The 23694-nt window shown below is 46.9% G+C and carries 18 protein-coding genes; 15 read left to right on the top strand and 3 right to left on the bottom strand.

Annotated elements, in window-relative coordinates; translation table 11 throughout:
- Positions 1 to 22 precede the first annotated feature (22 nt).
- Positions 23 to 1078 (bottom strand): ABC transporter substrate-binding protein, encoded by a 1056-nt coding sequence (locus tag MHB84_RS08670; protein WP_076290429.1) that lies wholly within the window; start codon positions 1076 to 1078, stop codon positions 23 to 25.
- Entirely contained in the window at positions 1075 to 2217 is a 1143-nt protein-coding gene (locus MHB84_RS08665; RefSeq protein ID WP_076290428.1) for an iron-containing alcohol dehydrogenase family protein, read from the bottom strand. The genes MHB84_RS08670 and MHB84_RS08665 overlap by 4 nt, the downstream gene beginning before the upstream one ends.
- A gap of 289 nt (positions 2218 to 2506) precedes the next feature.
- On the opposite strand from MHB84_RS08665, the gene MHB84_RS08660 reads away from it, so the two are divergent.
- The 10 genes from MHB84_RS08660 to MHB84_RS08615 all read left to right on the top strand — a co-directional run bounded on the left by MHB84_RS08660 (position 2507) and on the right by MHB84_RS08615 (position 13709).
- Positions 2507 to 3199 carry an aspartate/glutamate racemase family protein gene (locus MHB84_RS08660; protein WP_076290427.1) on the top strand — a complete coding sequence of 231 codons (693 nt, stop codon included), beginning with the start codon at positions 2507 to 2509 and terminating at the stop codon, positions 3197 to 3199.
- A gap of 136 nt (positions 3200 to 3335) precedes the next feature.
- Positions 3336 to 4211, top strand: coding sequence for a radical SAM/SPASM domain-containing protein (locus MHB84_RS08655; RefSeq protein WP_076290426.1), 876 nt, complete (start codon positions 3336 to 3338; stop codon positions 4209 to 4211).
- Positions 4212 to 4578: 367 nt separating this feature from the next.
- A complete protein-coding gene (locus MHB84_RS08650) occupies positions 4579 to 5247 on the top strand; it encodes a pectate lyase (protein ID WP_076290425.1) in 669 nt (222 codons plus the stop codon).
- Between the two features lie 669 nt (positions 5248 to 5916).
- Entirely contained in the window at positions 5917 to 6510 is a 594-nt protein-coding gene (locus MHB84_RS08645) for an ECF transporter S component (RefSeq protein ID WP_076290424.1), read from the top strand.
- Positions 6511 to 8019: an ABC transporter ATP-binding protein gene (locus MHB84_RS08640; RefSeq protein ID WP_076290423.1), complete on the top strand. Its 1509-nt coding sequence runs from the start codon at positions 6511 to 6513 to the stop codon at positions 8017 to 8019.
- A complete protein-coding gene (locus MHB84_RS08635) occupies positions 7994 to 8788 on the top strand; it encodes an energy-coupling factor transporter transmembrane component T family protein (protein ID WP_076290422.1) in 795 nt (264 codons plus the stop codon). Before MHB84_RS08640 ends, MHB84_RS08635 begins: the two co-directional genes overlap by 26 nt.
- A 108-nt stretch (positions 8789 to 8896) precedes the next feature.
- On the top strand, positions 8897 to 11185 hold the full coding sequence (locus MHB84_RS08630) for an outer membrane protein assembly factor BamB family protein (RefSeq protein WP_076290421.1): 2289 nt from the start codon (positions 8897 to 8899) through the stop codon (positions 11183 to 11185).
- A gap of 131 nt (positions 11186 to 11316) precedes the next feature.
- The gene (locus MHB84_RS08625; protein ID WP_076290420.1) at positions 11317 to 12135 is read left to right on the top strand and encodes a methionine ABC transporter ATP-binding protein; all 819 of its coding nucleotides are present in this window, start codon (positions 11317 to 11319) and stop codon (positions 12133 to 12135) included.
- Complete coding sequence (locus MHB84_RS08620) at positions 12125 to 12793, top strand: methionine ABC transporter permease (protein ID WP_083678999.1); 669 nt, start codon at positions 12125 to 12127, stop codon at positions 12791 to 12793. Before MHB84_RS08625 ends, MHB84_RS08620 begins: the two co-directional genes overlap by 11 nt.
- A gap of 76 nt (positions 12794 to 12869) precedes the next feature.
- Positions 12870 to 13709: a MetQ/NlpA family ABC transporter substrate-binding protein gene (locus MHB84_RS08615; protein ID WP_076290419.1), complete on the top strand. Its 840-nt coding sequence runs from the start codon at positions 12870 to 12872 to the stop codon at positions 13707 to 13709.
- Between the two features lie 125 nt (positions 13710 to 13834).
- On the opposite strand, the gene MHB84_RS08610 is transcribed toward MHB84_RS08615, so the two are convergent.
- Positions 13835 to 14698, bottom strand: coding sequence for a helix-turn-helix transcriptional regulator (locus MHB84_RS08610; RefSeq protein WP_076290418.1), 864 nt, complete (start codon positions 14696 to 14698; stop codon positions 13835 to 13837).
- A 142-nt stretch (positions 14699 to 14840) separates the two neighbouring features.
- Here MHB84_RS08610 and fabF point away from each other — a divergent pair, with 142 nt between their 5' ends.
- The 5 genes from fabF to MHB84_RS08585 all read left to right on the top strand — a co-directional run bounded on the left by fabF (position 14841) and on the right by MHB84_RS08585 (position 23628).
- Positions 14841 to 16079 carry a beta-ketoacyl-ACP synthase II gene (gene fabF, locus MHB84_RS08605; protein WP_076290417.1) on the top strand — a complete coding sequence of 413 codons (1239 nt, stop codon included), beginning with the start codon at positions 14841 to 14843 and terminating at the stop codon, positions 16077 to 16079.
- A gap of 307 nt (positions 16080 to 16386) precedes the next feature.
- Positions 16387 to 16806, top strand: a complete 420-nt coding sequence (locus tag MHB84_RS08600) for a hypothetical protein (protein WP_076290416.1) — start codon at positions 16387 to 16389, stop codon at positions 16804 to 16806.
- A gap of 23 nt (positions 16807 to 16829) precedes the next feature.
- A complete protein-coding gene (locus MHB84_RS08595; RefSeq protein WP_076290415.1) occupies positions 16830 to 21815 on the top strand; it encodes a DUF4132 domain-containing protein in 4986 nt (1661 codons plus the stop codon).
- Positions 21816 to 22131: 316 nt separating this feature from the next.
- Positions 22132 to 22590 (top strand): acetyltransferase, encoded by a 459-nt coding sequence (locus MHB84_RS08590; RefSeq protein WP_076290414.1) that lies wholly within the window; start codon positions 22132 to 22134, stop codon positions 22588 to 22590.
- 51 nt (positions 22591 to 22641) lie between these two features.
- The gene (locus MHB84_RS08585; protein ID WP_076290413.1) at positions 22642 to 23628 is read left to right on the top strand and encodes a WXG100 family type VII secretion target; all 987 of its coding nucleotides are present in this window, start codon (positions 22642 to 22644) and stop codon (positions 23626 to 23628) included.
- Positions 23629 to 23694 lie beyond the last annotated feature (66 nt).

Raw genomic sequence — 23694 nt, 5'->3', positions numbered from 1 at the left:
GCCTACCTCCTTGCTTCCTTCGTTATTGACTACCTGGAGCTGGAAGTTGATCTTGAAGTGCATCACTCCAGAATGTGCTCACATCGACTGCCTGCCCAAAAATTCCCGCTTGCTGAAACGTATCTGCTACGTCCTGTTCGGACTTGATGGCCTCATCAGAAATGGCAACAATACGTGATGGGCGTTGTGCTTCTCCATCCGTGTAGGTTTTAAGGGCTTGTTCAACCGGCTGGTGGGTGTTGTCTGCTGTAATTTGAGCCCATGCATCCTTATTGGCACGAGCCCAATCATTGAATTTGTTGATTCGCTCTAGATAATCGGCAAGGGCCTCTTTCTGTTCCGCATTGGCAATAGCCTGATCGGAGGCGGCTACAAGGAAGCTGCCTGACAGGATATCTTTGGCGCTGGCGAGTGTTGTTGCTTCATTCTGATGTGCGGAGATGATGGCATTGCCGTAACTGGCAAGAGCATCCACTTTCCCGCTAATCAGGGCGCTGAGTCCATCGGCTGTTGAAAGTTCGACCGGACTGATGTCACTCCAGGTTAATCCGGCTTCCTCCAGCATTTTGAGCAGGAAATAGTGGGCCGTTGTATTTTTGACGAAAGCAACTTTCTTGCCTTTCAGGTCAGCAACCGATTTGATCGAAGAATCTTTGGGAACAACGACCTCCTGATTTAAGGTGCTGCCTTGTTGTACCGCTATAATTTTGAAGCTTCCACCATTGGCAGCCTGAGATGCAAAAATGGGCGGAATTTCACTGGTCACACCAAAGTCCAATTGATTTGCAGCCATCGCTTCGAGGATCAGGTTACCTCCCTGAAATACGTTATAAGTGACTTTATAGGGGGTGTCATCGAGTCCGGCGGCTTTTAGCCCCAATTCGAGATTGCCCCATCCGGTCTGACCAACCCGAATAGTAACGTCTTTATTCGAAGCAGCTGATGCTACTGTCGGTGTTGTGCCTGTACCGGTGGCCTGATTATCAGTTCCGGGAGAGCAGCCGGAAATCAGCAACAACAGAAGCGCACTCAGAAAGGCAGTTAAGGGAAGAGTGTACTGGCGGTTTGGACGGATCATAGGGAGGAAACCTCCTTGGTGTATATACTGCTTTCACTAGACTGACTGGATTCTATGAATGTTTGGCCGATACGGTCTGCCTGAAGAATGGCTTCGGTTACCTGCGCCGTGCTAACTCCGAAGGAGAGATGTGCCGCACTGCCTTCCCGCAGCTGTAGTCCTGCTGCAATGCGCGCAGCAGCTTCCTGAGGCTGTTGTTGTATCCCAAGTTGGGCAAGAGTGATGGGCAGATTCAGCTTATGTAACAGAGTGGTCAACTCATGAAGCTCATCCCCTGCTTTGCCTTCAAGAATCCACTGGGTGAAGAGTCCAAAGGCTACCTTTTCTCCATGTAGCGAAGCGTGTGTTTCGGGTAATTTGGTGAGGCTATCATGCAGCCCGTGAGCAATCGCAGCATGAAGTGATCCATCGCTAATGCTGCCTACAAGTCCTGCGAGCACAATGATGGCATCGGCAACATCACGGAATTGAGGTGTACTACCGGTTGTATCGGTGGATTCATAGACATCGATGGCGTGCGCTTCAAGAATATCGAGTGCAAGCTTGGCAGTGCTGACACTGTTTCGGAGAGTGAGGCTGGTGGCGTTGCCACTTAGATTAACGGCGAACTCATGCCATTTTACGAGTGTGTCACCGATCCCAGCGGCCAAATACCGCCTTGGTGCACTCGCCAGAATATGAGGATCAGCCAGAACGAGATTGGGCGAACGGCGCAGGGGACGATATCCTGCAGCTTGGCCCTGTTCATCATAGAGCACGGTTAAGGCGGACCAGGCAGCGCAGGTTGCGGCAATCGTTGGGACCGTTATAATGGGCAATTGGGCTTGCTCGGCTACCGCTTTGGACAGATCGAGCACTTTACCACCACCGACGCCGATAATCAGATCAACATCCAGATCGAAAGCTTGCTGCGTAAAAGTATCAATCTGGCCTGTCGTAACCTCACCGTAAAACAATTGCACATGGAACTTGATCTTATGCTCTTCCAGTGAAGGAAGAAGATAAGGTTTTACTGCTTTTAATGCAGACTCACCGGCGATGATCAGAACATGCTGCCCAAGCTGTGCAATCCGTGGACCACTTTGCTCAAGAATGTTAGCTTCGTGTACATATACTGCAGGTGCCTTAACAGTAATCATGAATACACTCTCCTCATAGCTTATTATTCTTACGTTTTAACTTGGTTTTAAATTGTTTAGATTCTAGCATTGCGTTTCAGCAACCACAATAACCCGGACAATCAATACATCCTATACTTCGATTGAAAGAATCTATAAGTAATAATAGAACGGGGGAACGAGGGGCAATCGACTCTTTACTTTGCTTACGTTACGGAGGCAGGTTTATTTAAGATGTAAGATACGGTACAATGTCTAATAATTTCTATAGGTTGCTTTCGGGATATGACCCATGGAGAGGGGAGTGCTTATGAAAACTATTGGCCTTATTGGCGGAATGAGTTGGGAGTCATCGTTAGAATATTATCGAATTATTAACGAAGAAGTAAAAACTAAATTGGGAGGATTGCATTCAGCCAAGTGCATTTTATATAGCGTGGATTTCGAAGAAATCGAGCGCTATCAAGCTGAAGGAGAATGGGAAAGCGCTGGGAAATTATTAGGCAATGCTGCTCAGTCTTTGGAAAAGGCAGGAGCTGAAATGATTGTAATTTGTACAAATACGATGCATAAAGTAATTAATCATATTGAAGAAAAAGTTAGCTTACCCGTTGTGCACATTGCTGATTCAACAGCCAATCAGATTCTAAAGTCCAAAATAAGTACAGTTGGTTTACTTGGCACTAAATATACGATGGAACAGGACTTCTATAAAAAACGAATTGAGTTTAATGGTATTAAGGTTTTGGTGCCGAATGAAGAGGATCGAACAGGCATAAATAAAGTAATATATGAGGAATTGTGTTTAGGGAAAATTCAACAAGAATCAAGGGATTATTATAAAGAGGTTATTAAGAGATTAGTTGATCATGGAGCCGAGGGGATAATATTAGGTTGCACCGAAATTGGTTTATTAGTAAAACCGGAGGATTCAGAAGTGCCCTTATTTGATACAACACGAATACATGCCATTGAATCTGTTAATCTGGCATTAGCCAAATAAAATGGACCTAACGGGATAAACCGGTTCTCGGATTTACCTTGGCACCTGAACCCGATATAATAGTGGTGGCACATATGGGCCGGATCACAAATGAGGGTGGGACTGTTCTCCCTCTAAGCAGAATGGGGACCCCGAGTTGAAAACGTTCAAGAAAGTATATATTGAGATCACAAGTATATGTAATCTGGCATGCAGCTTCTGTCCGCAGACCAAACGTGCCAAAAATTTCATTGACCCTGAAGTCTTCAACAATATATTGGATCAGATCAAACCCCATACCAAACATATTTATTTACATGTCAAAGGTGAGCCGCTGCTTCATCCCAAAATTGATCTGTTACTGGATTCAGCGCATGAAAAGGGATTCAAGGTTAACATTACGACAAACGGTACGCTGCTGCCCAAAACCCAGCACAAACTGCTCGGCAAACAGGCACTGCGTCAGATGAACTTCTCTCTGCACAGCTTTGATGGTCACGAAGGTTCTACAGACCGTGAGGGTTATCTGGGCAATGTGTTGTCTTTTGTCCGGGAAGCAGTGAAGCACAATGTCATTATTTCATTCCGACTTTGGAATCTGACACAGGATAACTTCACGAATGCGCAGATGAACCGAAACCGGGAGACGCTGGAGGTTCTTGAACGTGAGTTCAATCTGGATTTCCGTATTGAGGAGAAGGTGGTGCCGGGGAGCGGTGTCAAAATTGCCCCGAATGTGTATCTGAATCAGGACCATGAATTCCAGTGGCCGAGTCTGGATGCACCCGAAGATGATGGTAAAGGCTTCTGTCATGCGCTTCGCAGTCAGGCAGCCGTGCTTGTCGATGGAACTGTAGTTCCATGCTGCCTCGATGGTGAGGGTGTAATTAACTTGGGCAACGTTCATGAAAAATCGTTCTCGGAGATTGTGGATGGTGAACGAGCCAACAATCTGTTCTATGGTTTCTCCAAACGGGAAGCAGTGGAGGAATTATGTCGGAAGTGTGGATATCGTCAGCGGTTTGGCGCTTAAAGCGTAATTTAATAAATAAAATGAGATGCAAAATAATAGAGATCACGTTGTCTGGAAACAGATGAAGTGGTCTTTCGTTTTTTTTATAGGCCCATACAGGAACATATAGCCCTAAATTACAAGTTGTAAAAGAAGCATACCCGAAGTTGAGATCGGCACATTACACAATGGAGTACGATACAAAAAATGCCGAAATCACAGACATAATGCTGTCATTTTGATATCTAAGCTAATGATTATTATCGTAACACTCCTTTTTTGGTAGGATCAGGGTAGGTTCCGAGCCAGAGGTGCACCTCTGATCGGTTCCTTGAGGACAAGCTTATGCTTGTACGACAATTCATCTGAATAAGGGAGGATTTAAGTTATGAAAAAAATGTTGACGTTGTTGCTGTCCGCCGGTCTGGTTGCTTCATTGTTCGGTGCAATTCCAGCTTTTGCTGCACCTACTGTTGTGAACTCAACGATTATTGTAGCCAAGGGAGAAACTTTTGATGGCAAAGGCCAAACGTATGTAGCCAACCCTTCCACCCTGGGAGATGGATCTCAAGCGGAGGATCAGAAGCCGGTATTTCGGTTGGAGGCAGGAGCCACACTCAAAAATGTAATTATCGGTTCACCTGCAGCTGACGGTGTTCATTGTTACGGTAACTGTTCTATTTCGAATGTGGTATGGCAAGACGTGGGCGAGGATGCGCTGACGCTGAAGTCTTCCGGAACCGTAAACATCACTGGTGGGGCAGCTTACAAGGCCTATGATAAAGTATTTCAAATGAATGCAGCCGGAACGATTAACATTAAAAATTTCCGTGCAGACGATATTGGCAAGCTGGTGCGTCAGAATGGCGGAACAACCTTCGCCGTGAACATGACGCTCGACAACTCGGACATTTCCAATGTCAAAGATTCCATTATGCGTACGGATAGCAGTACATCGCAAGGCAAAATTACAAATACCCGTTATTCCAAAGTACCGACCTTGTTTAAAGGCTTTGCATCGGGCAAAACAAGTCAATCCGGGAATACACAATATTAAAACGGAGCTTACCGGTTCGCAAGAATTTTCCTCTAAACAATATGATGCATAAACAATTAAAGGGGCTGTCCCATCAGTCATGAATATGACGGAGGACAGCCCTTGTTTGCGTTATTTGGTTTAATGAACCTGACACACGTTATTCACTCACATTTGCACCTTTCTGAGATGTAACGAATCACAGAGACGTTACTTCTTGAAGCAGAAGCATATTTGTACAAAGAAGAACATATAGTTAATCAATCTTTCTTCTAGGTTAAACTGATTTTTCCTTATCGGTATTGTCACAAATACCCATGTGTTGTACAGTAGAAGCAATGAAATAAGTGAACCGGGAGCTCAATGAAGTTGGGCTGAGAGAGCGGCCTTGTGCCGCTGACCGTATATCTGATCTGGGTAATGCCAGCGTAGAGAACATGAATTTGCGATGAGCAATGGTAAGCGATAAGGGATAGAACATAAATGTCAGCGTTTCTTGGTTGCAACGGAATTTTTCTGATGTAACGGGGATGGTGTCGTTTGTTGTCTTCTTTCTCTATATCTGCCTAATGCGTAGCATCGTGAGAATTGTAAACTGTGCGTATGGCCTGCCTGGGAACCGGGGAGGCTTTTTTGTTTGTTTTATTATTTATTTTAAATCAAGGGAAACAGAGGAAGGAAGTAGAGAACATGTCAACAGCAGTGGGTAGCAACAGATTGAAGTTAACCGATATTTTGGTAACGATTGTGATTGCAGTGGTCTTCGGGGTGATCTACAAAATATGGGGACCTACATATGATCTGATGAAGCCATTCGGCGTTCATGCGGAGCAGATGATTTACGGCATGTGGTTCATGGCGGGCACCTTTGCCTTTGTAATCATTCGGAAGCCAGGTGTAGCCATTCTGGCAGAAGTTGCGGCATCCACGGTGAGTGCTTTTCTCGGAAGTGAGTGGGGCATGTCCACACTGGTATATGGGCTGCTGCAAGGGCTGGGTGCAGAGATTTTCTTCGCCGCATTTCTGTATCGGAAAAGCAATCTGCTCGTCACTTGCCTTGCGGCTATTGGTGCAGCGGCGGCGTCGCTTGTACTGGATTATCAGTACGGGTACATTGATTCCCTCTCGGCTTGGAACTATACACTGTTTATCGGGTTCCGCTTCATTGGCAGTATTCTGATTGCAGGTGTATTCGCCTATTATCTCGCCAAAGCGCTGGAGCTTACAGGTGTAACACGATCCCTTAGACCGGTGTCGAAGCAGGATTATGAGGCGCTGGACTAGATGAATGAAGTGGAGAATGTGCAAGCGGTAGGTGTTACGAATCTAAGATGCAAGTTCCCGGGAGAGAAGGCCTTGGTGTTTCAAGGCTTGTCTCTCTCTGTGTGTCAAGGGGAGAAAGTGTTGTTGCTTGGACCAAGTGGCTCTGGCAAATCAACCTTGCTGCAAATTCTGAGCGGTCTGATTCCGCGATCTGTGGAGATTCCGATGAAATGTGATGATATTCAGGTTCCTGAGCAGCCCGGCATTGTTTTTCAAGATCCGGATACCCAGTTCTGTATGTCGTATACGGATGAAGAGATTGCTTTTGTACTGGAAAACCGGAATATTCCACGCGAGCAGATGCCTGCTCTTATTCATCGATACCTGGAAAAGGTCGGGTTATGCTTTGAGCATAATCGCACACTCATTCAATCCATGTCACAGGGTATGAAGCAGCGTCTTGCGATGGCCTCGATTCTGGCCATGGAGCCAGACGTACTCTTTTTGGATGAACCAACGGCACTGCTGGATGACGAAGGAACCTCTCAGGTGTGGGATACGGTGAAACAGATTGCACAGGACAAAACACTCATTATCGTGGAACATAAAATTAATGAAATTGTCGAGTGGGTGGACCGAATCATCGTATTGTCGCCTGAAGGAAAGATTGTGGCAGATGGTCCGGCGAATCAGGTGTTTACAGATGAGCGGAATATGCTCAGGGAATACGGAATCTGGTATCCAGGGGTTTGGGAAGAACGAGGGCAGACGAAAGCACAGACGTTGGTCACAGGAGAGTTTATTCGTTATGGGGCAACAGAAACTGAAAGTATAGATTATAAGGAGAGGGAAACTTCTGCGCTGCCCCAACCAGCACTGGAAATGCAACACTTCACCGGATGGCGCGGAAAAACACCGTTCATTCAGGTGGAGCAGGCCAAGGTATGGCACGGAGATTGGGTGGGGATTGTCGGGGCTAACGGGGCAGGTAAAAGTTCATTATTACTGTCCATGATGAATATTCTAAAAACGACAGGTCATTATGTTGTGGAAGGACAATCAGCCGGAAAAACCGAGCAGCTTGCAGATCAGATTGCATTTGTATTCCAGAATCCTGAATTCCAATTCGTGACGAATACGGTCCGGGATGAAGTGGGATTCTCCTTGCTGAGCGGTAAGTTAACTGCCGCAGAAAGAGGTATTCGAACCGATCACATGCTGGAGCAATTCGGACTGACTGAGCTGTCGGGGAGACATCCATATCAATTGTCGATGGGACAGAAACGACGGCTGAGTGTAGCATCAGCGCTGGTACGGGAACAGCGTATTTTGTTACTGGATGAACCTACCTTTGGACAGGATGCGCGGAATACCTTTGCCATGTTATCACAGCTGGAGCGGCTGCGGCGTGAAGGGACAGCTATTGTGATGGTTACGCATGATCGTGAAATCGTGAAACGTTATTGCAACCGGATCTGGACGGTGGATGAGGGGAGGTTAACGGATGCAGCTCTCGTTTCCTCATCGTGAGACCTGGCTTCACGCGGTGAATCCGGGGTTGAAAATGATTTTCCTGACATTGCTGTTTGTTTTCGTCATCCTTATTCACAACCTGAATGTAATGGCGAATGTGGCAGTTGTCATGCTGTTACTGCTGGGCTGGACAGGTCACCCATGGCCCCGATTATTGCTGTATGCGTCTCCGTTCATTTTGGTATTTATATCAACTTCCACAGGGATGATCATGTTTGGTAAAGGCGAGACCACCTGGTTTCAGTGGGGATTGATTCATATTACCGAAGAGAGCTTCTATCGCGGGTTGCACCTGGGATTTCGTTCCCTAAGTATGGCGGCAGCTGGATTGTTGTTCGGCCTGACGACCAAGCCTGTGCGTCTCTTTTATTCCCTCATGCAGCAGTGGAGGCTCCCACCCAAGTATGCTTATAGCTTTCTGGCGGCGATGCGCATGATTCCGATTTTACTGGATGAATTCCAGACGTTGCGGTATGCCATCCGCATTCGGGGAACGAGGCAGCGCGGCTCCCGTTGGAATGTGTACGGCATATTGAAACGATATGCTATTCCACTACTTGCACAGAGTATTCGCCGTGCGCAGCGTATGGCGGTGGCGATGGAAGCAAAAGGATTCAAGGAAGGTGGGAGCCGGACCTATTACGTCCAGATCGGGTATTCCCGAGCGGATGTATGGTTTGTGGGATATTTTATCATCATGTTAACCGCTGCTTATATATTGGGAACCACATTTCCTTATAATTCAACCCTATTGGATGTAAGGTGAGACCTGTAATTATTTGCACCTTGTAAATATATTTGGGAGTAACAGTAACTTTTCCTTGTTCAAAACGTCTTTAATGGAAATAACTTCAAATAGATGAGGTGAACGAGTGTGAAGACAGGGTCGAAGTGGCAAAAGACGGGGTACCTATGGATCACTGTAAGCGGAATATCGGCCGTGCTGTTTACAGGATTCATGCTGCTGGATACGAATACGGAAATACAGGCAGGACAGGGCTCCGGTTCGACAACTCAATCCTTATCTGCGCAAACGAAAACGACCTATAAACCGGGTGATACATTGAATTTGGAGGCAGGTATACCCCTACACACCCAAGTTATAGGTAACAAAATGCCCGTTGATTTGATGGGAATACAGTACTACACTTCCAGCAACGAGAAAATCAAAGTACAAGCCGTTCGCGGCGAATGGATCCAATTCCAGGATTACAACAGAGGTGAACTCTGGATTCCCGCCTGGTATGCATCCAAGGAAAGCCGAAGCCTGAAGACTGTAACTCCCCAGACGTTCAGTCTTCGTCCCGGAAGTAAGCTGTATCTGGCTCCTGGAAGTACGACAAGTTGGACTCCAAGTCCAACGCTGACAGACCAGGCTTTGATTGTTGCAGCGACGAAGGATTGGTATGGCGTTTCTATTGCCCCGCGCGTCTGGAATAAGGAATCATTCACCTATCGTCCTGCATTGCTGTGGGTTAAAGCACAGGCTGTAGAGCAGCAAGCCATTGTAGCGGATGGTTGGTTTCAACAGGATGCATCGCAGTCCGCTTTGGCTGTACGTCATTTGACGGATATCACGTTGAACAAAAAAACAACCTCCAAACAAGTCAAACAATGGCTCGGCGAACCGGATTGGAAAGAGAATTCGGCCAATTTGAATGACACCGGTTATACGATGAGTATTGGACAGACTTGGCGATATGAGCGAGCAGACGCGCAATTTTTGGTGACATTCAATAAGAACGGCAAACTTGCTAGAACACGCTGGAATATACCGCAAGATGATCGGAACCATGTGGTGACGGATTGGAGCTTCAGTCGTTCGGATGAATATGAATTCACAACCAAAATCACAGGCAAGTCATTGCCGATAACGCTACCTTGGAAACCAATATGGACAAATCAAGGCGATATCAACTATACCTTTTTGAAAGCAGCGACAGATGATGTGCTCCTGATGAAAGGGGATGACGGTGGATTTAGTGGTTTTCATTATGAGAGTTCAATGTATGCTCTTGACCGACATTCCGGTAAGAAATTATGGGAGATCAATGCGGGGTATGGGAGACAGCAGGTAGAAGTAGATGCAGGACGCCAATACGTTACAATGTATACAGATTATGACCCTGACAAGAAAGAATACGTAGATCGTATACGCCACCTCCAATTGAAGAGCGGTGATGTCGTATGGGAGTATGCTCCCAAGCAAAAATTCAGATTGAACGGCATCACTGCCGCAAAGAATGTAGTTGTTGTGAGTAGTCCAGTTGTCGAAGGCTCAAGTAATAGCTGGTTAACGGTGTTGGACAGTGCAAATGGAAAAACATTATGGACAAGAAAACTTAGTACAGGATATCAACTGTTAAACAAAGGTTCAGATGACCCTTGTGTGATGTATTGGGAGAAAAACCAACTGGTCGCAGCGGACCCTCTGTCTGGCCGAACCGTATGGAGCATTAAGGTTGGTAAACCGACTGTGGATCATCCTGAGAACAATTCATACTTTGATGGAATATACCGTCTTGATCCCTTTGCGTCAACTCAGCCAGAACGCTGGATGTTGTTGAGAGATCAGTGGGCGTTGCTTGATCTGAATACTGGCAAGAAGCTTGCACAATTCCCTGCTCGGAATGGACAGCAATTTGAGGTGCTGAGCGACGGCAAGCTGCTCATTCGTGAAAACAAGAAAGGGGATATATACGGCGATTGCGCAGATTTCACAACCACTCTGTACGATGCCAAGAGCGGCACAAAACGTTGGACGCAAAAGGGCAAGATCGAACGAGGATTTGTGGAGGACGATCAATTATATGTAGTCAAAAACGGTTATCCGGCAGCCCTTGCATATGATACAGGAGAGACACGTTGGAATACACAAAACACGATTTCGTCACTTCGATACCCTACCAATCAGGGGAGTTACGTGGTGATTGAAGATCAGCTTTTGCTGCCGATGGGAGAGGATCTACTGGTTATGGATAAAAATAACGGTACCTTGATTGGCCGTGTGCATGATGTTGTGATGGGCACACCGGAGCACCGGGATCGGGATGCGAAGAATGGAACCATGAATCGATTTGGAAATGAAGTCTATATTGGGTCGTCCAACGGACGGTTTAGTATATATGATGCAAATGATTTGCACACAGATATCTCACGTTAAAGCTTGTTTCATGTGGGATGATGATTTATTATAAATAAACAGGATTGCTCGCGCTCCGGTTATCGGCTGTGCGGGCTTTCTTCATGTGTTCTTGAAGGACCATGTACGATTAATCGCAGGAGGAATCTCCCATGATTTCATTATACGGGGTAAGCAAGCGTTATAACGAGCGTGGGTCCCGTGAAGATCAGGGATTCGAAGCGTTAAGCTCGGTTTCCCTGGAAGTAGGCCAGGGAGAGATCCACGGCATTATCGGCTCTAGTGGTGCAGGGAAATCCACACTTCTGCGCATGCTCAATGGATTGGAGAAGCCGGATGACGGCGAAGTCATTGTGAATGGGCAGCATCTGACCAGGATGAGTGAGAATAGTCTGCGTCAGGCACGGAGGTCCATTGGCATGATTTTTCAGCACTTCAATCTGGTCAGCAATCGGACCGTAAGTGGCAATGTCTGCATGCCTCTGGAACTCGCTGGCGTATCCCGTACCGAGCGGGTTGCACGGGGACTTGAAGTGTTGAGATTTGTCGGACTTGAAGATAAGGCCAACCAGTATCCTGCACAGTTAAGTGGAGGGCAAAAGCAACGTGTTGCCATTGCCAGAGCACTAGCCAGCCGCCCGGATGTGCTGCTCTGTGATGAACCAACATCTTCGCTTGATCCGCAGACCACGAGTGGAATTCTGGATGTGTTGCGTCATGTCAATGAAACGCTGGGGGTAACTATTGTACTCGTTACACATGAGATGGAGGTTGCCCGAAAGCTCTGCAACCGGATATCGGTGATGAAAGAGGGAAGGATCATCAAAACGCTGTCGGAAGCGGAAGTACGCAGCATACCGGCACCGAAGCCTGATCTTCTAACATCCTTGTTGATGGGCGAAGATGTATCCATGAGTGGACGAAATACATCTCTTCATGGCGGTCAGGAGGACCAAAACGATGATACCTGAGTCCGTTGTGAAGTATCAGCATGAAATTTGGCAGGCCATCGGAGAGACGTTTGTCATGGTGGGGATCTCCATCACGGCAGCCGTGTTAATCGGGTTGCCTCTGGGTACACTGCTGTATCTGTTCAGAAAAGGGCAACGTTATCAGAATCGACCTCTGTTCACGATTCTGGGAAGTCTCGTCAACATCATTCGTTCCTTCCCGTTTCTGCTGCTAGTGGTATTTATGATTCCGTTCACACGTCTGCTCGTTGGAACATCCATCGGGACGCTCGCGGCAACCGTGCCGCTCTCGGTCATCGCCATTGCTTATTACGCCAGACTGGTAGAACAGGCATTGCTTGATGTCCCGAAAGGGGTGGTTGAAGCTGCTTCTTCTATGGGTGCATCGACCATACAGCTTGTGGTGAAATTCCTGTATGTGGAGGCTCGCTCAAGTCTTGTACTCGGCTTAACTACGGCAACCATTAGCTTTATCTCTTACTCTACGGTCATGGGTATTGTCGGTGGTGGCGGTGTTGGGGACTTTGCGATTCGTTACGGTTATCAGCGATTCGAGACGGAGATTATGGTATTTACGATTATCATTATGATTATCCTGGTACAGATGATCCAATTTACTGGCAGCAGACTGTCCCGCTGGCTCGATCGCAGATCCTGAAGAAGGACAAGCATTGCAGAAAGATTGAATTACAGCATGAACAATACAGATTACATGATGAAGGGGTTTATATCAGATGAAAGCAAAACTAATGCTCATGCTGCTGGCAGTGACGCTGGTAGCAGCCGGATGCGGCAAAAAAGAAGAAACACCTGCGGCAGAAGGAAATAAGGAAAGCACTCAAGCCGGACAAGAAGTGACGTTGAAAGTAGCTACTTTGATTCCGCCAATGACGGATGTGCTGGATATTGTGAAACCATTGCTGAAAGAAGATGGCGTTAATCTGGAAGTTGTTGTACTTTCCGATAACGTTCAACCGAATACTGCACTGGCGAACAAAGAAGTAGACGCAAACTTCTTCCAGCACGTACCTTACATGAATCAGTACAATGAAGCAAATAACGCTAACTTGGTGGCTGTTCAACCGATCTACAATGCCATCTACGGAGCATATTCCAAGAAGTATAAATCCATTGAAGAATTGCCTGAAGGTGCAACGGTAGCGATTGCCAACGATCCGTCCAACATTGGACGCTCGCTGGTGATGATGGAACAGAACGGCCTGATCAAGCTGAAAGAAGGCGTCGGTTTTAATGCGACGCAAGCAGACATCACGGAAAACACGAAGAATTTCAAGTTCAAAGAAGTGGATCTGTTGATGCTCGCCCGTATGTTGGATGATGCGGATCTGGTTGCCATGACGCCAGCCTATGCGAGTCCGCTTGGACTTACACCGAAGAAGGATGCGCTGTTCACTGAGAAGGATGATTCCCATTTTGCCATTACCTTGGTTGCCCGGGAAGATAACAAGGATTCGGAAGCTATTCAGAAGCTGGCGAAGCGTATGGCTGGTCCAGAAGTGAAAGCCTTCTTTGAAGAGAAGTATGCAGATATTGCAATCCCGGCTTTTAAATAACATCCGTTAATCTGCAACTGAAATGATTGTACAGATAGGATTCAGGACAAACATGAAGACCCAGGCCTCATTGCCTGGGTCTTTTTTTGTTAACTTGTATTACGGAGTAAAGGAGAAGAGCAGCATCAGCTTTTGTCAGAGTCAGGTTCTACCTTTGGCTCCATGAGGCGGATCAATTTACGCTCGGTAGCAGTGTCCGTTGCAGGTGTGTAGATACTGCACCGCAAATCGGCATTTCCCTGAACCAGAAGTGAAGTAAGATCAAAAAGCATTTTGCCAGCTTTGGAATGTCTAAATTCAATCAACACGTCCGGGGCGCTGCTAACACTGCTTTGTTTCCAAAGGGGTTGAAAATCGGGATATCTGTCCATCATGTCATCCAAAAACAAGTTGTACCATTCATCATCGACATATTGACCATAATAAGCACGGAAAATAGCCAGAAATCCGCTGACAAAATCCTCCCAATTGACGGCCAGTCTTCGAAATTCTTTTCGTTCAAACAACAAGCTGATCATGTTCCGCTGTTCAGCCGGAATCTGTTCAAAGTCCATAAACACATGCCGCGCTGCGTCATTCCAGCCCACAATGTGGCAGCGTCGGTCTGAGATGATTGTGGGACAATTGCGAAGTTCCTGCAATATTTTTTGCAAAGAGGGATGTATTTGGAGTGGCTTCTCATCCAGGATATGAAGTTCCGAATGGTAGTCCAGACCAAGGGAAAACAAATACTTCCGTTCATCCGCTGTCAGCCTGAGAGCTGAGGCGATGTTATCCAATACGGAATGAGATACCTGAATATCCCGGCCCTGTTCAAGCCAGGTGTACCATGTGGTGCTCACACCTGCCAATTGGGATACTTCTTCTCTTCTTAATCCAGGCGTTCTTCTCCGGGAGCCCGCGGGTAATCCGACAGATTCTGGCGAGATTTTGGAGCGCTGGTTTTTCAGAAAAGCGGACAGTGCCTGCAGCCTGACATCATGGTTCATTCCATCACCTTCGTTCCTGAGTTTATCATGGTAGTCATTATACTATTATAATTGACAACTTGTAATAGGATAATACGAATGGCAATATAAGTGCATAACTTAACTAAACAAGTATGGAAAGAGCACTAAAGGAGGATGCATTATGGAGCGTGTTGTTATTACAGGAATGGGGATTATCTCTCCTTTGGGGAATGATGTGCATACATTTTGGAATGGATTGGTGGAAGGCAAATCAGGAGTTTCGCCAATTGAAGCGTTTGATACAACGTCCTATAAAACGAAGATAGCAGGGGTGGTCCGTGATTTTGACGGAGAAGAACGGTTTGGACGGAAGGAAGCACGGCGTATGGACCGGTTCGTGCAATTTGCTGTTGCGGCAGCAGATCAGGCTTTATCTGACTCCGGTCTCGAGATGGAGCATGTGGACAGGGAGCGCGTTGGCGTGTATATCGGTTCCGGCATCGGCGGAATCCAGACCCTGATGGAACAAGGCAAACTCCTGTCTGAACGTGGGCCTTCAAGAGTCAGTCCAACACTGGTGCCCATGATGATATCCAATATGGCGGCGGCTATGGTGAGCATGAGATTTGGCTGTTGGGGACCTACTCTCTCGCCAGTGACAGCCTGTTCGATCGGCAACACCGCCATAGGTGAGGCTTTCCGGCTGATCCGTCACGGAGGAGCAGATGTGATTTTTGCTGGAGGGACGGAGGCAGCTGTTACCGAAGTATCACTGGCAAGCTTCGGCAATGCGACGGCGCTATCTACACGAAACGAAGCGTACGAAGGAGCGAGTCGACCATTTGATGCAGGCAGAGATGGTTTTGTCATGGCTGAGGGTGCCGGGGTCTTGGTTGTAGAGTCTTTGTCCCACGCCCTTGCGAGAGGTGCAAACATCCTTGCAGAGATCGTAGGTTATGGTGCCAGTTCAGACGCGTATCATATGGTAGCAACCCATCCGGAAGGACGTGGTGCATACTTGGCCATGAAAGCCGCTCTGGCGGATGCACAGCTTCAGCCGAAAGACATTGATGTCATTAATGCTCATGCTACCAGTACGGAAGCGGGTGATCTTTCCGAGACACGAGCAATTAAGCAGCTGTTTGGTGCGGAATCCTATCATATTCCGGTAACGGCAAACAAATCGATGACCGGACATATGCTGGGGGCGGCTGGTGGTGCGGAAGCTATATCGCTCATTCAAAGCTTGCGTAGCGGCATCATTCCACCGACAATCAATCAAGAGCAGAGCGATCCGGAATGTGATCTCGATTATGTCCCCAATGTTGCAAGAGAAGCTGACCTGAAGATTGGCATGTCTAACTCATTTGGCTTCGGTGGTCATAATGCGGTCATTATTTTGCAGAAATATCTATCGTAAACTTACAGAGAGCAGTGACTGCCCGAAGGCGCACTGTTCTCTTTTTATTTGCAGTGCGAAGACTGTTCCGGCTACGAAAGTGCAATAAAGGTCATTAGTTCGCTAGTTGCATGTAAACATGAGAAATGGCCCATGAATATGGTCGGGATATTCGTTAGAATATTCAATAGGGGCACATATGTACGTATATTTGAATGGATAACGAAATAGGCCGAAGCTTAAGTTTGGTCCATTTTCCATGGTGGTATAGATATAAGGGCTGATAGAGGCTTCTTCTAACATAAAGCTATACATAGGAGGTTAAGCAGTGAACGTATGGATTACGGTGAAAAGTCTGGGCAAACGCAAGCCGGCACTTGCCAAACAAGCTGCCGAACTTCCGGAAACAACCGATACGCTGAGAAAGCTTATTAAGAACATGGTGGCTGAGCAGCTCAAGGCTCTTCAGGACAAGAAGAGTGAAGCGGAATGGCTTGCCTACCTGATGCCCGAAGACATTCAAGAGCAGGGAGCAGCAGGAAAAGTAGGCTTTGGCACAATATATAACGAAGGGGTTCCCGATGTAGAAGGCGCCATGGATACAGCTGTAACCGCATATGAAGATGGGTTATTTAAGGTATTTCTCAATGATGAAGAGTTGCAGGCATTGGATGAGCCGTTGATTATACAGGAAGACGATAATGTGGTGTTTATCCGCTTTACAATGCTTGCCGGACGTATGTGGTAGAGAGTGACGAGGAGGAGAATGGAATGAATCAGGAAGATAAAGTTCAACAGTATCAACAAGAGTTGCAGGAAAAAGTGAAATCGCTGAAGGGTGTGGAGCAGGAACTCGCAGGCTATGTTGCAGAGATGGCTGGATTCACCTATTTGCGCGAAGACGAAAAGGCCTATTTGGATGCAGTGCAGCAATTGCAAGGTATGTCCGCTGAGACGAAAACTCCATTGTTCCGTCCATTGCTGGATGTGCTGGAGCAACTGGTCAGTGGATCCTTCCTGGCTCGATTCCGTTACATTGCAGAACGTGCCGTGAATTTTCCTTATAGCAAACATTATGAGCGCAGACCATTTCGTACGATCGATCCCGAACAGCATATAGGACAGGTTCTTCGTAAAATGATTGCCTTGTTCCGTATGGAGATGCATGACTTTTCTCTGAACGAATATGTATCCATTCGGGAGTACAAGTTTGATTATCTTCATGAGGTTAGAGCCGTTATACCGGATTGCATTGCCTTTGAACTGGATCATGAAACCGGGGATATGAAGCAGGCGCTGCATGATATTATTTATGGCGACAATCAGAATGCATTGCTGACCAATGAAATGATCAAGGGTATCTTCATGAGCAATCAGGTGGATGCTTATCAAATGGTTGGGGAATTGCTGGTAGCAGCCAGACTGCAGGAGGGGTTGCGCCAGAGCATTGTAGAACGGATGGATGAAGGAACGCTTGAGGCGTATATATACATATTAAAAATAATCATCGACAACAACCTGATTCGGTTCAGTTCAGTGGTGAGAGCGCTCGCCGTATGGACAGGTATTGGAATTGAAGCGGCGAATCAGCGTGTTGCTGCACAATTAATTACTCAAGCACATCAAGCATTGACTGATTCTGCGGTGCGAGAGGAATGGCAGCAAAGTGCCAATGCAAACCAATTATTCATTAGTCTTTGGGCAACCGCAGTCATCGAAGAGAATGAATTGGAACGAAAAGTCACCCAGATCATGGATCACGGGCAAGTATATCAGCAGATTGTTGCACAATACGTACTTGCTAACAGTCAGAACAGAGGGCTGCGCTTAAACATGGCACGTCAGTATCTTGAAGTACAGGATCTGGAGTTGCTGCATTGGGTGATTGAGAATTATGATGCCATGTACATGTTTAACTGGAGCTTTGAAAATGGGGAGAATCAACGTAGTGTTCACGTCTGGCCCCTGCCTGTTTTTGGAGATAAAGCCGTGCGTCGTCGTGACTTTGATCTGTTTAAACAAATGCTGGCCTACATTCCACAGGGAGGGACAGGTGGACCATCCGGTGTTCTTGAATTTGTTCAATATCGGATCGATCCGGATGATGTAGTGAAAAAAATGCTGTACCTTGCTGCATATGACATGGACCCGGAATGGATTGGCGAGGTCATTGCACTCAAGGACAAACTAAGCCCGGATTTGCGAGGAGAATTGTTGTCCCAATTTGTCCATCATCCCGAGAACGAAGTACAAAGACAGTTTATTTTTGATAGTCTGTCGGATAAGAGCATGAACAATCGTGAGAATGCTCTGCTCAAAGCCAAGCTGCTGACGCTTACGCTCGAAGAGATGCTGCAAATGGAGGCGTTACTCAAACTGAAAACGGGATCTTTGCGTCAGAAGACCATTCAGGTGTTACTGCTTCAGCCAACCGATCAGCTGATGGTATCCCTGAAACGACTTGTACAATCCAAAACTGAATTGCAACGATTGGGTGCGCTGGAACTGTTGACCGAGATCTCCGCAGATTCACAACGCATGGAGCAGCAGGAGCAGATGCAGCCAATCATAGCGTTAATCAAGACACCAACAGCCAAGGAGCAGAAGCTGCTGGACAAGCTTACAGAGCAGAGCAGCAGGTATACGGCGGCTAATGGATTCGGTTTGTATGATCCTTCATGGAAAAATCCATTGCTTCAGGAAGAACGTGATCTCGGCAGCTTCAAGCCGAAGGACATGTTTACCCTTTCCCTGGAAAAAGCGAAGCAGTTTCTTGATGGTTTGGATGCGTTGTTACATGAGCACAGAGACCATGAATATGAGGCAGAATATTATGCCGGTTACAAAGAAACCTTGCTTGTAGGTGCGACATTGCGTGCCATGGTCTTCATTCCTTATGATCAGCGGCAGGATATAGCATTATTGGAGCAGTTCCCTCTCCATAACATATGGGGAGAATATGTTCAGAAGAGTGGTCTGGATAGTAAAGAACTGCTGCAAATTTTGTTTGTGATTCGTTTGGAGGATCTGAACAAGAAGCTGGATAGTTATTACCGTTACTATTCCAACATATATGAATATAGTGAATTGGAGAAACACTGGCTGCTGGAAGGATGGCGCAAGGAATTTGCCGAAGAGGTCTATCCGGTTCAGTATATCCAGGACATGAAAAAGATGGTCAGTGAGCTTCGTTACACAGATCAGGTGAAAACGCTGATTGAGGCCGTTTATGAGGACAGTGATAAGTCAGATACATTTGAAATCGCTGAGCGGACATTGTATGCGCTGATGAAAATGATGCCTGAGGAACAAATGGAAAAGGAATCGGGCATACTTGCTCTCTTGTCTGGTCCATGGTTCTATATTGTCCGGGATCGTGTATATGACGATGAGAGTTTCATGCGATACTTCCAGACGATAAGCCAATTCGACCGATTAAATAAGGAAAGTAACCGAGGCTCCTTCCTCACTCTGGACGATTACCTGCGTGCTTATGAATTGGACTTCATTGATGCACAGGAAGTCTACAAGCAGCTGCTTGTGGGAGATTCTCGTGCCCAGTTTATTCGGGAATTGACATCAAGCCGGTCCGACTGGATTACGGAGAAACCGGTATTGGCAGAACTGCGAAGAACAGTTGTTGAACGGATTTTGGAGATTGAGTTAACCCGAGGAGAGCTCTCAACAGAAGTAAGTACGCTGGCCATGAAGCTTGAACGCATTGAAGGTATGGAGCATTGGGTGCATCTTGTTGCAGCCATGGATCAGGATACCTTTGTCCGTGGATATATCTACAGCTACGGTGACAATACGACACGTAAAGAAACGTTCAGCCATCTGATCCAGGTTTGCCATCCACGTGATGGAGAGGACGAAGTACTGTTGGGACAATTGCTGGCGAAGCATCCCATCCAGGAGAAGAAGCTCCTGGAAGCCGCAATGTACGCACCGCAATGGATGGAGATTGTTGCGAAGCATCTCGGATGGGAAGGACTGCGCAGTGCAGCCTGGTACTTCCATGCTCATATCAATGAACGGTTCACTGCTGAAAAGGAAACCATTGTGGCGCATTATTCTCCAATTTCACCTCAGGACTTTAACGAAGGTGCATTTGATATCGCCTGGTTCGAGGAGGCATATGAAGCCGTCGGTGAGGAACGGTTCAGTCTGTTGTACGATTGTGCCAAATATATCTCCGGGGGAGCCAATCATCGCAGATCACAGTTGTTCGCGGATGCGGCACTTGGGAAGCTGAAGCTTGAAGATATGCGTCAGTCCGTGGAAGATAAGCGTAATAAAGATCATTTGTTGACCTACAGCCTGATTCCATTTGCAGAAGAACGGGAACAGGACCTGCGTGAGCGGTACGACTTCATTCAGAAGTTTCTGATGCAGAGCAAACAGTTTGGTGCACAGCGCCGTGCCAGTGAAGGTCTGGTATCCCAGATAGCGCTGGGTAACCTTGCCCGTAATGCAGGATATGCCGATGTTACCCGGCTGATGTGGGATATGGAAGCTCGCAAGCTGGATGAGATGAGATCCTATTTTGAGCCGCATGAACTGGATGAGGCTACTACAGCCCAATTGGTCATTGATGAAGAAGGCCAGCCGGAACTGCTCATCGTAAGCAAAGGGAAAACACTCAAATCTGTACCTGCTCGGTTCAAGAAAGATGGATACATCACCGAATTGAAGGAATTAAAAACAGATCTGGTTGATCAGTATCGCCGGGCAAGACAGGAATTGGAGCGTTCCATGACGGCAGGAACATCCTTTACGAGTGAGGAAGTTTCAAGCCTGCTGCAGAATCCGGTTCTTCGTCCACTGGTTCGCACGCTTGTGTTCCAAGCAGATGACAAGCTTGGAAGATTCGATGTAACGTCCGGTGGGTTGGTTACTCCAGCTTCGGATGATTCGACAAGCACGATACAAACCTTGGCGGCACATGATCGCCTACTGATTGCGCATCCATTGCATCTGTTCCAGAGTGGAAGCTGGAGTGAATTCCAACGGGATCTGTTCAACCGTCAGGAACGTCAGCCATTCAAGCAGGTATTCCGTGAACTCTATCTTCCAAATGAGGATGAGCTGGCTAATGGAACGGTATCCCGTCGGTATGCAGGTTATCAGATTCAGCCGAAAAAAGCAGTTGCTCTGCTTAAAGGACGTCAATGGACCGTCAGCTATGAGGAAGGACTGCAAAAGGTAAGCTATGAGCATAATCTGATTGCCAATCTCTATGCTATGGCAGACTGGTTCTCACCCGCAGATACAGAAGCGCCTACCCTGGAGACGTTGCAGTTCTATGATCGGAAAACTTATAAACCTGTCGCGTTAAAAGATGTACCGCCAGTCTTCTTCTCGGAAGTCATGCGTGACATTGATTTGGTGGTTAGCGTTGCGCATGTTGGCGGAGTAGATCCGGAAGCCAGCTTGACCACGATTGAGATGCGTCATGTGATTGTGAATGAGTCACTGCGTCTGTTGAAGGTCGATAACGTACGGCTCGATGGAAATTACGCACGAATTAATGGTGAACTGGGCGAGTATGCCGTTCATCTTGGTAGCGGCAATGTGTTCAAACAGGCGACAGGCGCGCTTCATATCGTACCTGTGCACAGTCAGCATCGAGGTAGGATCTTCTTGCCATTCCTTGATGAAGATCCGAGAACGGCTGAGATTTTATCGAAAGTGATGTTATTGGCTGAAGACAAGAAGATCAAGGATCCGCAAATCCTTGCACAATTGCAGCAATGATTAGCAATGTTGAAATGATGCCGTAGCCAAGTGGCATTAGTTGACGAAGCAGAATGAACCTATCGAATATCAGGCAGCTGAAGCACCGGTCCAAGGTGTCTTTGGCTGTCTTTTGCTTTCTTTTTTTTTGGTAAGGGATCCTTAAAAGTAGTGGCGAGTTGACTCAAGATTGGCAATGGTGGGTACAGATTGAGTGTTGGGCATGGTAAAATATGCGTAGAATGATATAAAAATTGATGTATTAACCAAATCCAATCGCAGGATCGGATGGTTACATAATCGTTATATGGAAAAGGAAAAGGAGAATACATTGGACATGTTAATCGCTTCATATCGTGAACAGGATCATGACAAGTTGGTCGAGATTTGGGAGAGGGCCGTTCGGGCAACACACACGTTTTTGGAAGAACATCACATCCAGTTTTATAAAAAAGTAGTGAGCGATGTGTTGCAGCAAAGACAAGTTGAGGTATGGGAAGCGCTGAATGCTGACAATGAACCTGTCGGGTTTATCGGTTTGGATGATAACTTTATTGAGATGTTGTTTATAGATGTCAGTCAGCACGGACAGGGTCTGGGACGTCTTCTGATCAACCATACCCTTAACATCAAAGGCCGTAACCTCAAGGTGGATGTCAATGAGCAGAATGCTGGAGCGGCCCGATTCTACGAGAAAATGGGATTTGTACAAATTGGTCGTTCTGAGTTGGATGGTTCCGGTAATCCGTTTCCGCTGCTGCATCTGGAGATTAAGGCAGATCAGGCTGCAAGATAATCATCGATGGACCACGAAACAGGAGGAATATGACGAAGAGGAGTGTGCAGGATGACACAGATTAAGGTCACACCGGAACAACTGGATACAGTTAGTGGGCAATTCGCCCAGGCACATCAGCAATTGTCGGGGTTCATGTCCACATTGGATAGCCAGATCCGTGTCATGCGCAGCAATTGGGACGGAATGGAGCGGGAACGCTTTTATAACGATTATGCAACGGCTCAAGGTACAATGAAGTCTGTCCTTGAGCTGGTCTTGTCCATTCAGTCGGAACTCAAGAAAATTGCTGAGCGTTTCCGCACCACAGATGAAGATGTTGTGAACAAGGCTCTTATGGTGGCTTTGGCTGCGGCACAGACTCTTACGTCCCTCGGTAAACATAAAGGTGATGGCCCGGGCAAAATGTCAGGTCCTCCGGAGAATATGGAGGATTGGGATAAGAAGGACGCCGAGGATTACAAAAACTATGAGGAAATGTTAAAGAAAGCCGAGGAGATGGGTGACGAGAAACTGGCGCAGCAGCTTCAGGCCAGCATGAATGTTATTCGGCTTCAATATGAGGACGAAATCTACCAGATTGATCCGAACACGGGCAAGACGGTGAAGATTACCGAGGATTCGATTGTAGGTACGTATCAGGTTAAAAGCGACAAGGGTGAAACGACTAGTATCAGCTTGGATAAACAGGGTAACGTCGTGGATTACAACAAGGATACGAAAAAATACGAGTATTGGGAACAAACCCATACGACCAGTCAAGGGGAGCATCTCTTTGGCAAAGGAGCACAAACGGCTACAGCTTATGGAATCGGCCTGCTGTTGACCAGCAAAAGCGGATCTGCCTTTACAGAACATGCGACAGGGCTCGGTTCCTCCTTTGTTGCGGACAAGTTCCTGTTCTCCGTGCCGGAAGAAGGCGAGACGCGTACGATGATTTACCGAACCAACAAGGATACGGGCAAAATCGAGAATATGATCGTGGTCACGCGTGGCGACAACGATATTGAATATATTCCGTGGCGTGAGTATAACTAAGCCACGGAGCAAGCCTTGTAGCCTCCATTCGGATACAAGGCAGATATAACCGAGGGCAGGCACATA

It is taken from the genome of Paenibacillus sp. FSL F4-0087 (genome assembly GCF_038020215.1).
Taxonomy (GTDB): domain Bacteria; phylum Bacillota; class Bacilli; order Paenibacillales; family Paenibacillaceae; genus Paenibacillus; species Paenibacillus taichungensis.
The sequence above is the reverse complement of the archived record's forward strand: the minus strand, read 5'-3'. Positions and strand labels throughout refer to the sequence as shown.

Bases quoted from the DNA above. Each gene is read 5' to 3' on its own strand.
- MHB84_RS08640 (WP_076290423.1), top strand. From the start codon at position 6,511: ATGAATGAAGTGGAGAATGTGCAAGCGGTAGGTGTTACGAATCTAAGA.
- MHB84_RS08645 (WP_076290424.1), top strand. From the start codon at position 5,917: ATGTCAACAGCAGTGGGTAGCAACAGATTGAAGTTAACCGATATTTTG.
- MHB84_RS08590 (WP_076290414.1), top strand. From the start codon at position 22,132: ATGTTAATCGCTTCATATCGTGAACAGGATCATGACAAGTTGGTCGAG.
- MHB84_RS08595 (WP_076290415.1), top strand. From the start codon at position 16,830: ATGAATCAGGAAGATAAAGTTCAACAGTATCAACAAGAGTTGCAGGAA.
- MHB84_RS08670 (WP_076290429.1), bottom strand. From the start codon at position 1,078: ATGATCCGTCCAAACCGCCAGTACACTCTTCCCTTAACTGCCTTTCTG.
- fabF (WP_076290417.1), top strand. From the start codon at position 14,841: ATGGAGCGTGTTGTTATTACAGGAATGGGGATTATCTCTCCTTTGGGG.
- MHB84_RS08625 (WP_076290420.1), top strand. From the start codon at position 11,317: ATGATTTCATTATACGGGGTAAGCAAGCGTTATAACGAGCGTGGGTCC.
- MHB84_RS08665 (WP_076290428.1), bottom strand. From the start codon at position 2,217: ATGATTACTGTTAAGGCACCTGCAGTATATGTACACGAAGCTAACATT.
- MHB84_RS08650 (WP_076290425.1), top strand. From the start codon at position 4,579: ATGAAAAAAATGTTGACGTTGTTGCTGTCCGCCGGTCTGGTTGCTTCA.
- MHB84_RS08610 (WP_076290418.1), bottom strand. From the start codon at position 14,698: ATGAACCATGATGTCAGGCTGCAGGCACTGTCCGCTTTTCTGAAAAAC.
- MHB84_RS08620 (WP_083678999.1), top strand. From the start codon at position 12,125: ATGATACCTGAGTCCGTTGTGAAGTATCAGCATGAAATTTGGCAGGCC.
- MHB84_RS08635 (WP_076290422.1), top strand. From the start codon at position 7,994: ATGCAGCTCTCGTTTCCTCATCGTGAGACCTGGCTTCACGCGGTGAAT.
- MHB84_RS08660 (WP_076290427.1), top strand. From the start codon at position 2,507: ATGAAAACTATTGGCCTTATTGGCGGAATGAGTTGGGAGTCATCGTTA.
- MHB84_RS08585 (WP_076290413.1), top strand. From the start codon at position 22,642: ATGACACAGATTAAGGTCACACCGGAACAACTGGATACAGTTAGTGGG.
- MHB84_RS08615 (WP_076290419.1), top strand. From the start codon at position 12,870: ATGAAAGCAAAACTAATGCTCATGCTGCTGGCAGTGACGCTGGTAGCA.